At 40.8% G+C, this 14078-nt stretch carries 7 protein-coding genes; 6 read left to right on the top strand and 1 reads right to left on the bottom strand.

Features of this window, described 5'->3' with window-relative positions:
- Nucleotides 1–41 precede the first annotated feature (41 nt).
- From HCU67_RS01465 to HCU67_RS01455, 3 genes are read left to right on the top strand one after another with little or no spacing between them, the layout of a single operon-like run.
- Entirely contained in the window at nucleotides 42–7004 is a 6963-nt protein-coding gene (locus HCU67_RS01465; protein ID WP_168550834.1) for a Calx-beta domain-containing protein, read from the top strand.
- A gap of 22 nt (nucleotides 7005–7026) precedes the next feature.
- The gene (locus HCU67_RS01460; protein WP_168550833.1) at nucleotides 7027–8010 is read left to right on the top strand and encodes a PorP/SprF family type IX secretion system membrane protein; all 984 of its coding nucleotides are present in this window, start codon (nucleotides 7027–7029) and stop codon (nucleotides 8008–8010) included.
- Between the two features lie 11 nt (nucleotides 8011–8021).
- Nucleotides 8022–9956 (top strand): OmpA family protein, encoded by a 1935-nt coding sequence (locus tag HCU67_RS01455; RefSeq protein WP_168550832.1) that lies wholly within the window; start codon nucleotides 8022–8024, stop codon nucleotides 9954–9956.
- Nucleotides 9957–10020: 64 nt separating this feature from the next.
- Here HCU67_RS01455 and HCU67_RS01450 read toward each other — a convergent pair whose 3' ends face one another.
- Entirely contained in the window at nucleotides 10021–11277 is a 1257-nt protein-coding gene (locus tag HCU67_RS01450; RefSeq protein ID WP_345890683.1) for an NRAMP family divalent metal transporter, read from the bottom strand.
- Nucleotides 11278–11353: 76 nt separating this feature from the next.
- Between HCU67_RS01450 and HCU67_RS01445 the strand changes: the two genes are divergently transcribed.
- From HCU67_RS01445 to HCU67_RS01435, 3 genes are read left to right on the top strand one after another with little or no spacing between them, the layout of a single operon-like run.
- Nucleotides 11354–12010, top strand: coding sequence for a leucine-rich repeat domain-containing protein (locus HCU67_RS01445; protein WP_168550830.1), 657 nt, complete (start codon nucleotides 11354–11356; stop codon nucleotides 12008–12010).
- A gap of 7 nt (nucleotides 12011–12017) precedes the next feature.
- The gene (locus HCU67_RS01440) at nucleotides 12018–13070 is read left to right on the top strand and encodes an alpha/beta hydrolase (RefSeq protein ID WP_168550829.1); all 1053 of its coding nucleotides are present in this window, start codon (nucleotides 12018–12020) and stop codon (nucleotides 13068–13070) included.
- Nucleotides 13071–13109: 39 nt separating this feature from the next.
- Nucleotides 13110–14069: a sugar phosphate isomerase/epimerase family protein gene (locus HCU67_RS01435; protein WP_168550828.1), complete on the top strand. Its 960-nt coding sequence runs from the start codon at nucleotides 13110–13112 to the stop codon at nucleotides 14067–14069.
- Nucleotides 14070–14078: the final 9 nt, after the last annotated feature.

Below are 14078 nucleotides of genomic sequence, written 5' to 3'. Positions count from 1 at the left end.
GCGTTCCCAAAAGAACGCGCCAGCAGGTAAACAAACAAACAATGGTATCCTACTTTGAAAAAATTGCTTGTCCTAACTTTTCAGCCCCAAAATTGAAGCTTCTTCTTTTCTTTGGGTTTGTTTTGTGTTTTGGATTCTATAGCACTGCACAAGTGGTAACTATTAGTGATGCCTCTGCGGCTGAAGATGGTGGTGCGATAACCATGACTGCCACCTTGGATGTTGCAGTTCTAGGTGGTTTTTCAGTTGATGTGAATACCCAAGATGGAACCGCCACCCTTGCAAACCTCGACTACACTCAGATATCCGGCCAAACCTTGAATTTTCTAGGTACACCTGGTGAAGCCATTGATTTTGATGTTATCCCGACTACGGATACTACCGTTGAATTGGATGAAGCGTTGACAATTGTAATGGATAATCTACAAGGAACTGCAGTATTGGTAGATATTACGGATACTGCGTCAATTACCATAGAAAATGACGATACTTTTGTTGCAACGATAGCCGCCACGGATGGTGCTGCATCTGAGACTGGTCCTGATGTGGGTACCTTCACGGTAAGTCTTGACCAGACCAACAATACGGGTTCCGCGATAACGGTGAACTACACAGTAAGCGGAACGGCCACGGCCACTTCGGACTACACTGCGCTTTCGGGTACGGTTTCGATTGCGAACGGGGCCGACGATGCGACCATAACGGTTACCCCGGTAGACGACGCACTAGTAGAGGGCAATGAAACGGTAATAGTAACCTTGGCCGCTGCCGGAGGCGGGGAGTATACCATAGGAGGTTCGAACAGTGATACGGTCACCATAGCGGACGACGACACAATACCTGTTGCAACGATAGCCGCCACGGATGGTGCTGCATCTGAGACTGGTCCTGATGTGGGTACCTTCACGGTAAGTCTTGACCAGACCAACAATACGGGTTCCGCGATAACGGTGAACTACACAGTAAGCGGAACGGCCACGGCCACTTCAGACTACACTGCGCTTTCGGGTACGGTTTCGATTGCGAACGGGGCCGACGATGCGACCATAACGGTCACCCCGGTAGACGACGCACTAGTAGAGGGCAATGAAACGGTAATAGTAACCTTGGCCGCTGCCGGAGGCGGGGAGTATACCATAGGAGGTTCGAACAGTGATACGGTCACAATAGCTGACGATGACACTATACCTGTTGCAACGGTAGCCGCCACTGATGGTGCTGCATCTGAGACTGGTCCTGATGTGGGTACCTTCACGGTAAGTCTTGACCAGACCAACAATACGGGTTCCGCGATAACAGTGAACTACACAGTAAGCGGAACGGCCACGGCCACTTCAGACTACACTGCGCTTACGGGTACGGTTTCAATTGCGAACGGAGCCGACGATGCGACCATAACGGTCACCCCGGTAGATGATGCACTAGTAGAGGGCAATGAAACGGTAATAGTAACCTTGGCCGCTGCCGGAGGCGGGGAATATACCATAGGAGGTTCGAACAGTGATACGGTCACAATAGCTGACGATGACACTATACCTGTTGCAACGATAGCCGCCACTGATGGTGCTGCATCTGAGACTGGTCCTGATGTGGGTACCTTCACGGTAAGTCTTGACCAGACCAACAATACGGGTTCCGCGATAACGGTGAACTACACAGTAAGCGGAACGGCCACGGCCACTTCAGACTACGCTGCGCTTACGGGTACGGTTTCGATTGCGAACGGGGCCGACGATGCGACCATAACGGTCACCCCGGTAGATGATGCACTAGTAGAGGGCAATGAAACGGTAATAGTAACCTTGGCCGCTGCCGGAGGCGGGGAGTATACCATAGGAGGTTCGAACAGTGATACGGTCACCATAGCGGACGACGACACTGCAACACTTACAATAGACAACGAGACTGCAGGGGAAGGCACAGGTTCAATGACCTTTACGGTTACGTTGAACAACGCTGTTGTTGGCGGTACAAGCGTTGGATTTACTTTCGGTGATCCAGGTGATACGGCTACTGGTGGTGGAACTGACTACACTGGCATTGCGGGAACGTTGACCTTTGTTGGTACAGCAGGAGAATCAGAGACAATTACAGTAACCCTTAATGATGATGCCATAGTTGAAGGCAGCGAAGAATTCACAGTAACACTTGGAACGCCCAGTAATGGTGTTACAACTTCAGGAAGCCCAGCTACAGGAACAATTACTGATAATGATACCGCCACTTTAACGATTACCGATGAAAGTGCTGACGAAGGAGATGGTACAATGACTTTCACGGTAACACTCAACAACGCAGTAGTTGGTGGAACCACAGTAGGCTACACCTTTGGTGACGCAGGAGACACGGCCACCGGCGGGGGAACGGACTACACTGGCACTGCCGGTACATTAACGTTCGCTGGAACCGCAGGAGAAACAGAAACAATAACGGTGACCCTTAATGATGATGCGATAGTAGAGGGTACGGAAGAATTCACAGTTACGCTAGGTACCCCAAGCAATGGTGCCACTACAGTAGGAAGTCCAGCAACAGGTACAATAACTGATGATGATACGGCAACACTCACAATTGATAATGAGACTGCCGATGAAGGTGATGGTACAATGACCTTTACTGTGACCCTCAACAACGCAGTGGTTGGTGGAACCACTGTGGGTTATACCTTTGGAGATCCTGGCGATACGGCTACTGGAGGAGGAACGGACTATACAGGTACTGCGGGAACGTTGACTTTTATTGGTACAGCTGGTGAATCGGAAACAATAACAGTTACATTAAACGATGATGCCATAGTTGAAGGAAGTGAGGAGTTTACGGTAACCCTTGGTACACCTAGTAATGGTGTAACCACTTCGGGTAGTCCCGCCACAGGTACCATTACGGATAATGATAATGCCACACTTACTATAGAAAACGAAACGGCGGATGAGGGTGATGGTACAATGACTTTCACTGTAACTTTAAGCAATACGGTTGTTGGCGGTACAACGGTCGGTTATACCTTCGGAGACCCCGGTGATTCTGCTACTGGTGGTGGGACGGATTATAGCGCTACAGCTGGTACCTTAACATTTACTGGAACTGCTGGTGAAACAGAATCAATAACGGTCACACTTATAGATGATGTCATTGTTGAAGGAAATGAGAATTTTACGGTTACCCTTGGCACCCCAACGAATGGAGTTAGTGCATCTGGAAGTCCTGCAACCGGGACCATCACAGATAATGATAACGCTGGTTTTACGGTTAGTCCATTAACCGGATTAGAGACTACCGAAGGTGCTGGAATTGCAACATTCACTGTAGTATTGGATGTTCAGCCAACATCCAATGTGGTATTTAATATCTCTTCTTCAGATATAGGTGAAGGTACTGTCGATTCACCTACATTGACATTTACTCCGAGTAATTATGATGAAGAACAAACAGTTACCATAACCGGTGTTAACGATGATTTTGATGACGGTGATCAACCATATACTATAACAGTATCAGTAAATGATGCGTCAAGTGATGATGGTTTCGACGGTTTAGCCGACCAAATAGTCAATGTAGTTAATGATGATGATGATACGGCTGGAGTTATTGTAACACCTACGACCATAGCTACTGACGAGGATTCTGGAACAGAAACCTTTACTATCCGACTAAACAGTAGACCGACTTCAGCTGTGACAGTTAATTTGATTTCTACGGATACCCAAGAAGGAACAGTACCAGCATCAATTGAAATATCACCAGCCAATTGGACAGGAATTCAGGTTTCTGTCACCATAGTTGATGATGATGTGGTCGATGGCCCGACACTTTTCTTGATTAGAACTACGGAAGTTTCTTCGGCTGACCCAATCTATGAGGCTTTTGACGGTGATGATGTTGATGATGTACAAATAACAAATGCAGATACCGATACGGCCTCCTTGGCAATTAATAATGTAACGATAGATGAAAGTGCAGGAACGGCAAATTTAACTGTTACTTTAACTGGTGAAGTCGCCAACAATTTTACAGTAGCTTATGAGACTGTTGATGGTAGCGCTCTGAACGGGGTTGATTATGTTGCTGCTAATTCTGCAATTTCATTTACCGGAGTCGACGGACAAACTAGGAGTATTATTGTAACATTACTTGATGATGCATTGATTGAAGCTACAGAAACGTTTAATGTATCTTTAAGTGCGCCTTCAAATAGTTCAGTTGTAATTACCGATGGCATTGGACAAGTGACCATTAATGATAATGATTTTTGTTTGGCTGGTACCCTTGCACCAACTGAAGATGTTGGTGAACCAACTGCCTTTTGCGATAGTTTTAATCAGGATTTAGATAACTACGTTTCAAGTGCAACACCTGTTGGTGCCGAGTTGCGTTGGAGCACTCAAAATACAGATTTAGAGAATGATGCTAATCACCTTCCAAGTAGTGTAGTTAACTCACCAGGAACCTATTATGGGTTTTTCTTTGATGACATTAATGACTGTGTAAGTGACTTTTTAACCATAACAATAACGGCAAGTACTACTCCATCAGCTGGTACTCCAATAAACACCAGCGCTTGTAGTGATGCTAGTAATGGTAATACTATTATCGATTTAGATGACCAACTAGGAGGTTCACCGGCAAGTGGTAACTGGTCCTTTACCAGTGGTCCTATAAATCTTAACCCAAATGCTCAGAACGTTATAAATTTTGTAAATGTTCCTGACGGTGTTTATTCGTACACCTATACCACAAATACAGCGGTTTCTCCCTGCACGGATCAATCGGTTACAATAACAATAACAGTTGATGATTGTTCGATTCCATGTGATGCAGGTTCTTCTGCACCAATTACAAACTTGGATGATCCTTTTGTAAACTTTTGTGATGTAATTAATGCCGACCTTAATGATTATGTTGAAGGAACTGCTCCTGCTGGAAGTGTTTTGACATGGAGTACAAATGCGGATCCATTGCAGGTCAGTGCACATCGTAGCAGTATTGTTAGTGCACCGGGTACTTATTATGGATTCTATTTCGACGATGCAGATTCTGATAATCCTACGGATTGTGCGAGTCCTACACTGGCCATTACTTTGGTTTTAAATGATACCCCAGAAATTACGGAAACAACAGGAGATACCCGTTGTGGCCCAGGATTGGTTACACTCACTGCAACTGCTAATTTAAATGCAACTTTTAATTGGTATGATTCTTTATCAAGTACCACGATTTTAGGTACGGGTTCAAGTTTCGAAGTAAATGTAACGGATACGACCTCTTTCTTTGTTGAAGCTACACTAAATGGTTGTCCTTCTGATAGGGTTGAGGTTACTGCGAATGTATTGATTGAGCCTTCTACAGGTACACCAACTAACATAGTGGCTTGTACAGAGGCTGGTGATGGAGATTCCACAATATTGGATTTGGATGATACACTTGAAGGCGAAGATTCTGGAATCTGGGTTCTTCAATCTTCTCCGTCAAATGTTGTTGTAACGATTAATGATGATAATACTGTAGACTTTCTCGGGCTACCTGAAGGGGATTATGTCTTTAGATTTACTACGACTGGAGCAACTGCACCTTGTACAAACCAATCAATTGATGTAACGGTAACGGCCATAGACTGTTTGTTGGATGCCGATAATGATGGTCTTCAGGATCCAGATGAGGAAAGTTTAGGTACCGATCCTAATGATCCTGACACGGATGATGATGATATTTTGGATGGTCAAGAAGTTGCCGATGGAACAGACCCACTTGATGATTGTGATTCAATTGGCGGCACCCCTTTGGGTACCAGTGATTGTGATAATGATGGTTTAACCAATGCCGAGGAAATTGATCTTGGAACCGATCCAAATAATTTTGATTCCGATGGTGACGGTCTTTCTGATGGTGAAGAGGTCCTTGTAGAAGATAACCCTTTAACAGATGCAATTCCGGAAAATCCATCTGATCCCCTAGATCCATGTGATCCATTCCTTTCTGAAGACTGTAATCCTGAACCTGTAGACTTGGCAGTATTAAAAGTTGTAAACAACAGTACGCCTTTCGTAGGCGAAACGGTAACCTTTACCATCACTGTTAATAATACAACTTCGGATAGAGTCATTGATATCCTCGTCTCTGATCTACTTGATTCGGATTCTTTTGGGTATACCTCCCACCTGGCTGATACTGGAACTTATGATCCTATTACAGGAAATTGGGAAATACCAGAGTTATTGGGCAACGATTCAGCCATTTTGGAAATAGAAGTTGTGATTCTTGTTTCTGGAGCACTTTCCAATACTGCAAATTTGGTAAGTTCTTTACCCGAAGATTCGAATTTTTCCAATGACAGTAGCACTGTTGCATTTACGGCTGAAACTCCGGACTATTTGCAGATTTCAAAAGAGGTAGACATAGAGAAACCTCTGGTTGATAGTGAAGTTAGTTTTACAATTACAGTTGAAAATTTAACTACAGTTCAAGTTAATGATATCGTAGTTGAAGATATTTTGGACCCATTATCCTTTGAATATGTATCCTCAACTACTTCAAATGGTATTTACGACCCATTGACGGGAGAATGGAGTCTTGGTACATTAAATGCCGAAGAAACAATAACCTTAGAAATTGTTGTATTGATATTGAGAGAAGGTAATCTTGAAAATACAGCGAGTATTCTATCATCGTTCCCAGAAGATTTAAGCACTGAAAATAATAGTGCTACGGTAACTTTGGAAGGTACAGTATCCGATTGTATTACATGTGGAACGATTTGTAATCTCTTCTCACCAAATGGAGATGGTGTAAACGAACATTTAATCTTAAATTGTCATGAAAACTATCCGTCGAGTAGTCTTCAAGTTTTTGATCAATATGGCAATAGTGTTTTTGAGATGAGTGCTTATGACAGTTCTTGGGATGGAAGAGGTAAAAACGGAGGACTTCCAAAAGGAACCTATTTCTATGTATTGGATTTAGGTGATGGCAATACGCCTAAAAAAGGATGGATTCAAATAATTAGATAAGCTCTGAAAAGAGTAAACTATTATGAGAGGCAATTACAGCAAATCATTTTTATTTTTAGCTAAAGCGCTATTTGTATTTACCTTGGGATTAGCGCAAAAAGAGCCTCAATATACTCAGTACATGTATAATGTGGGTAGTTTCAATCCAGCTTATGTTGGTACTGTTGAATCTTTTGATTTGGCTGCTTTATATAGGGCACAATGGATTGATATACCTGGAGCACCAAGAACAATAAGATTTGGCGCCAACTACCCTTTGGAGAATGAGAAAATGGGTATAGGTTTCAATGCTGTTAACGAGGAATTGGGACCAATATCCCAAACTTATATCGACGGTTCTTATTCATATCAGATAGATATTTCTTCTGAAACGTTATTATCCTTCGGTATAAACGCAGGAGGTTCTTTATTGAACGTTGATTACAGTAGAGGAAATTTTGAAAATCCGAATGATCCCAGTGTTGGTCCCATCGAGCAAAATAATTTTTATCCAATTATTGGCGCAGGAATATTCATGTATGAAGATGATTGGTATTTGGGTGTTTCAATTCCTAACTTTTTAACCAACGGAATTTATAATGATGAGGTTGCCACTATTGTAGAAGATGAAATTCAGTATAATTTTATAGGTGGCTACGTTTTTGATTTAACTGATAGGTTACGATTTAAACCAGCCTTTTTGCTCAATTACTTGAAAGGCTCTCCAGTCAATATGAACATATCGGCAAATTTTTTATTTCAAGAAACTTTTACAGCAGGTGTTTCCTATCGATTTGATAATGCGGTAAGTGGATTAGCCGGATTCCAGGTTTCACCAAGTTTGTTCATTGGTTATTCATATGATTACAATACAAATGGCCTTGCACAATTCAATTCTGGTTCTCACGAGGCAATATTAAAATTTTATGTGGGCCAAGGTGGGTCTTCCAATAAAGCAAAAAATAAAAGACGTAATAGAAATTTAAAGGGTAAACCGAAACGAATCGACTCTCCTAGATTCTTCTAATCTTTTTCGAAATGAATTTGAAAAACTCGATTTTTTTACTTTTAATTTTCTCCTTTGGATTGGTATTTTCTCAGAATCCAAAATCTCGAGCTGATGATTACTTTTTCGAGTATGATTTTGAAAATGCCGTTCTAGCCTATGAAACTGATATTGCCGATGGATTTTTGTTAACGCCAAAGCAACGTTTGAATCTTGCTGATTCCTATTTCAGGACTGATTCTTTTGATAAAGCAAGCAATCTTTATGTTGAACTTTTTACCCAAGACAGTATCATGGATAATCTTCAGTTCAATCGGATGTTACAAAGTCTTTCGAAGAGTAGCGAAGACGTAGAACTTAAGGCTTTTATTGATAATCAGGTCAACGGTTTAACCAAAGAATTATTGGAGAATGCGGATTTTAATAACAAAATGTTCGCCGATGCAGTTCAAAATGAACTAGGATTCAAAATTTTCAACCTATCCGCAAATAGTGAACAGTCAGATTTCTCTGCAACTTTCTATAAAGAAGGGGTCTTATTTACAAGTGGTCGGCCTAACCCTAGAAAAAAAGATTATCAACCAGCAGGTGAATCGTATTTGGACATCTATTATGGAGAAATGGATGAGCTAGGTTTTCTTAAATCAGCGGAACTGTTTTCAGGTGTGGAAAAAACGGAATATCATAAGGCAACCCCTTATTTTTCGGAGGACTTAGGAAGTTATTTCTATGTGTTATCCAATACCGAAGGAGGCGAGTTGGCCTTCGATGAAAATGGAAAGAATAGTTTGGCCATTGGTTACGAGAAAGAAGGCGGTGATTTTCAGTTTTTACTAAAGGATTTAAGTACTTCTTTCTATTATCCCTATTATCATAAAGAAACAGACAGACTTTACTTTGCTGCCGACTTTGAAAATGGTTATGGTGGTACGGATATCTATTTTGTATACACCAATAAGGGACAGGTAATGTCTGCACCAATAAATCTTGGGCCAAGAATTAACTCTCCTGGCAATGAGATTTCTCCCTATATTTTTGAAAATAGTTTGTATTTCTCTTCTGATATCTTTTATGGAATAGGCGGAATGGATATCTACAAGTCCAATATTAATGGAGATAGTTTTTCTATTCCCGTCAATTTAGGACCTCAAATAAATTCAGATGAGGATGATTTTGGGTTTATCATAAAAAATTATCACGAGGGATTACTGGGTTATTTTTCCTCTAACAGGCCAGGTGGTAAGGGAAAAGATGATATCTACGGATTCATGGTTGATGAAAAACCAGGTTTTCAAACCTTTGCCTTAAACGGCAAAGTTGTTAAACTATCGGATTATTCTGGTATTTCTGAAGCAACGGTCAGAGCATATGATGAAAACGGGCAATTATTACAAGAAGTCGTTTCAGATGTCGATGGAAATTATAGTCTTGAGGTGCCATGGCAGAATGCAGTCCGTTTGGAGGCCACTAAAAGTAAATACTCTATTTTTTCATTGTTTCTTAATGAGGATAAAATGAAATCCCAACAACAGAAAATATTGAACATGGGTATTGCCTACTATGATGATTTGGTTGAAGAGCAGGAAGGGCAAACCGTGGTAAAACTGAACAAGTTTTATTTTGATAAAAACCAAACAAAAATCACTGAAGCAATCGCAATAGAATTGAACAAAGTTGTAGACGCTGTGCAACGTTTTCCTGCAATACAACTACGTATTGAAACACATACGGATAGCAGGGGTAGTTCTACAACAAACTTTAAATTAAGTCAAAAACGCTCGGACAATATTAAAAAATACCTAGTACAACAAGGCGTTCCTGAATCCAATATTCTCTATTCCGTTGGTTACGGTGAAGACAAAATTTTAAACAACTGTAAGAATGGGGTGTATTGTATTGATTTTCTGCATAAAGAAAATCAACGCTCATTAATCGTTGTCTTGAATGATAATATTCTATTCGAGTAGGTCGCCGTGTTCTTCTGTTTCTTTATTTAGTTCCTTAAAGTTAGATTGAAACTTTAAACATTTCCTAGGCAATTACAACCAAGAAAAGGTAATAAAGGGCGAAAACGGATAAGAATACAATTCCTAAATATGTTAAGAGTTTTATGGCCTTATTGGGTCTATTCTCAATCGGAAATCGTTGAGAATTAACGGTCTTTAAATTCATCCAACCAAGAATAGGGGCGAAAACAAATGAAACGAAAGTTGCAAGCGCTACGAGATTGCCCATATGACCACCAAAGGCAACAATTACAAGCCAATTTACCAATGTCATTACGACTATAGTAAGACCATAGGCACGTTTCGATTTAAATTGGTTGGAATCTGATTCCTTTAATTTGTCCAAGATATCCAAACTAACCCTTGAGACCGCGTCATGAGCCGTCATACATGTACTGAACATTGTTGAAAATGCTGCAATGGCAATAATGGTATAACCCCAATTGCCAATATGCTCTGTAAACAATGAAACAATTTGATCGGCAAATTGTACCGAACTACTACTTAATTCCCTGCCAGTACCATATAAGGTCATTACCCCAATGATCAAGAAAAAAACGGCCAAAAGTGCGGTTATCACATAACCAAGGTCGAACTCTTGTTTGGCCTCTTTGTATGATGGTCCATCTTTCATACTCTTTGATTTCTCAACAGTCCAAACACTGACCCATCCAGAGGCCTCTACCGCCGTTGGCATCCATCCTATCAAACCTATTATGAATAGAATTCCCACTTCATCAAAAAACTCAGGAGAAACAAAGCCTTCAACTGGAGTGACCTGTCCTTTAACGAATACCACAACGGTAGTTATGAGAAGGGCAACGAAAAGTATACTTACGATAAATTTCAAAGAGATTTCCAGAAACTTGTATCGGCCGATAATCAGTATTGCGGAAATAAATCCAAAGAGCAATAGGGCAACAAAATTGATACTGATATCTTGAAAATCGAAGAGGTTAATTAACAATCCAGCAGTGACAGTATATAAGGCCGCAAGAATGGTAAACGTGCTTATTAGTGTAATAAAGGCATAAAGCCAGAGGTATTTTTTTCCTAGAAATTTATAGCCTTGTATTAATGTATTTTGGGTAACCGCAGTATACCGTACCCCAAATTCGAAAAAAGGATATTTTAAAACATTGGCAAGTAAAATAGGGATGACCATTAGCCATCCGTATTGTGCTCCAGCTTTGGTTGAAAGTACCAAGTGCGAAGTACCGATGGACATGCTAGCGAACAATAAGCCTGGGCCTAGAATTTTGAGTATACGTCGAAAATCCATCAAAATTGTTTAAGGTTTGTGAAAATTCTTAAAACAAAATAGAATTATGCTTAATTTTAAACAAAATTTTAGAGCTATGAAAAAAGCAATACCCTTTTTTATCGTAACGCTGTTTTTTCTTGCGTGTTCAACGGATGCCGATTCGAATGAACAAAATATAAATAATGTAGATGATTCGGTTCAAGAGGCCACAATTGCAATCCCTGATGAAGCTTTTGAGCAAGCCTTAATTGATTTGAACTTAGATAGTGAGTTAAATGGAGAAGTAAACAAAAGCAATATTGATTTTGTGACTGAGCTCATATTGAGTGAAAAAGGAATCACGGATTTAAGCGGCATTGCGGAATTCCAAAATTTAGAAAGCCTAAATGTCCGGGGCAATCAGCTCTCATCACTAGACCTGTCAGATAATGCGAATCTCCTTTTTGTTTGGGCCGAAGACAATGAACTTGAATCAATTAATGTTGATGGTCTTCGTTCCTTAGAAAAGATTGGTGCCGACCGCAATTCCTTGGAAAACATCAATGTAACAACCAATACCGCATTGCAGCTTTTAACGGTTTCTGAAAATGGACTGATAGGAATTGATCTTACCTCAAATGGGGCCTTGACAGATTTTAATGTTGTGGGCAACCCCTTAAATTGTATATTGGTAAATCAAACGCAATTAGATGAGATTCCTACGGACTGGGTTAAGGATGAGGAAGATAATTATGCTCTAGATTGCCAATAAATCAAACATGCGGCTTTTAACCAAATTGCTCAAATTTTTTGTCTTAATTGTATTGCTCCTCGGTTTGGTCTATCTCTTGGGACCAAGGGTTGAGACCCCAAAATTAAATCCTTCCGAACCAAAAGTAAGTATGGATTTAATGGTTCTTGAGAAAGAAATCAACCAACGTGAAGCCGCAATCGCAAATATTAAACCCGATAATGAAACCAGAATTATTTGGGCGGATAGCATTCCAAAAAAAACCGAATATAGCATTGTATATCTTCATGGCTGGTCGGCAAGTCAAGAAGAAGGTGATCCAATACACCAAGAAACAGCCAAAAGATATGGGGTCAACCTTTATCTACCGCGATTGGCAGGACATGGATTAGAAGAAGAAGAACCCATGCTTGATATTACTGCAGATGCCCTTTTTGAATCTGCAAATGAGGCAATCGCTGTAGGGAAACAGCTAGGTGAAAAGGTTATACTAATGTCAACTTCAACTGGTGGAACTTTGGCACTGCCCTTGGCCGCAGGAGATTCGGATATCGTCGCATTAATACTCTATTCACCAAATGTTGAGATTTTCGACCCAACCGCAAAATTGTTATCGAAGCCCTGGGGTTTACAACTAGCCCGCTTGGTCACAGGAAACGACTATAACGAGTTTGATAATAGAACCGCACTAAAGGACCAATACTGGACGACAAAATATAGATTGGAGGCACTAACCCAATTGCAGGCTTTAGTAGAAGAAACCATGGTGGAAGAAACTTTCAAGGCTGTGGAGCAGCCCGTTTTTATGGGATATTACTACAAAGATGACGTACATCAAGATAGTGTGGTATCGGTTCCTGCCATGTTGAAAATGTTCGATGAATTGGGTACCCCTGAAAATCTTAAGGAAAAGGTTGCTTTTCCTAACGTAGGTGACCACGTTTTAGGTTCCTACATAGAGTCCAAAGATTTGGAATCCGTTAAAAATGAAACCTTTGAATTTCTGGAGGAAATTGTTGGCCTGAAACCCAAACCAATATTCACTGATGTTTCCGCTACGATGGCCACAGGAACCAATTAATTTCCTATCTTCTAGGCTGTACGGAAATGAAATCTCCTTTTGGCAGCCAAAACCCCTTCAATATATCGTAGGCAATTCCTGAAAAAAGCAATAGTAGCTTCAATAGGGGCATCATTGTATACTCCAATATTGAATGCAGGTCAGCTCAATTCTAAGGATGGGCCAAAACCATCCGTTAAACTTTGTGGCCATTTATGGGTCTATGCCAGTAAGTATCCGCCAGATTGGAACTGTACGCCAATTTTGGAGCAAGTGTTTTCTGATATGTCCTATGCAGGATTATATGGAGTGGAGCTTATGGAAATTCTTTTAAGGGAAAAAGACGCTGTACCGCGAATTTCAGAATACTCAAAAAAGTATAATCTAAAGGTTTCGGGTAGTTCATACGGTGTTGGTTTTCAGATGTGCGATAGCAACCAACATCAAGCAATCCTCGAGGACATTAAAATTGTAGTTCCTAAACTTTCAGCACTTGGGGGAGAGACTTTTGGTATTTCGGTTGGTGGTGTAGGAAGAATCAAAACTGAAAAAGAGTTGGATGACCAAGCCCTAATTTTAGAAGAAATAATGCACATCTGCGAGGATAATGGTATTCAACCTAACCTTCACAACCATACCTACGAAGTTGAAAACGACTTACATGATTTAAAAGGTACTTTAGAGCGCATTCCCAGCCTCAAATTGGGTCCGGACATCAATTGGTTAATTAGGGCTGGAGTTGACCCCGTAGAATTCATTGAGGAATATGGGGATAGAATGGTGTATCTGCATTTAAGGGATGAATATGCAGATGGCACTTGGACGGAATATCTGGGCCAAGGGGCTACTGATTTTTCCACCATTTCTGAGGTATTGAGCCAAGTAGATTTCAAAGGAATTGCCGCAATTGAATTGGCCTTTCCAAGCAATTTTAAACCGACCTTGCGTTTGAAGGAGAGCTGGAAAAAGAGTTATGAATTTGTTGCCGACACTTTCGATTGGCAATTATCAAAAGAATAGAATACAACA

The organism is Croceivirga thetidis (genome assembly GCF_012272815.1).
Taxonomy (GTDB): Bacteria; Bacteroidota; Bacteroidia; order Flavobacteriales; family Flavobacteriaceae; genus Croceivirga; species Croceivirga thetidis.
Note: the sequence above shows the minus strand (reverse complement) of the source record. Positions and strands in the feature narration are given on the sequence as shown.

Excerpts from the sequence above, each read along its gene's own strand:
- HCU67_RS01465 (WP_168550834.1), top strand. The coding sequence starts at position 42 with ATGGTATCCTACTTTGAAAAAATTGCTTGTCCTAACTTTTCAGCCCCA.
- HCU67_RS01460 (WP_168550833.1), top strand. The coding sequence starts at position 7,027 with ATGAGAGGCAATTACAGCAAATCATTTTTATTTTTAGCTAAAGCGCTA.
- HCU67_RS01455 (WP_168550832.1), top strand. The coding sequence starts at position 8,022 with ATGAATTTGAAAAACTCGATTTTTTTACTTTTAATTTTCTCCTTTGGA.
- HCU67_RS01450 (WP_345890683.1), bottom strand. The coding sequence starts at position 11,277 with ATGGATTTTCGACGTATACTCAAAATTCTAGGCCCAGGCTTATTGTTC.
- HCU67_RS01445 (WP_168550830.1), top strand. The coding sequence starts at position 11,354 with ATGAAAAAAGCAATACCCTTTTTTATCGTAACGCTGTTTTTTCTTGCG.
- HCU67_RS01440 (WP_168550829.1), top strand. The coding sequence starts at position 12,018 with ATGCGGCTTTTAACCAAATTGCTCAAATTTTTTGTCTTAATTGTATTG.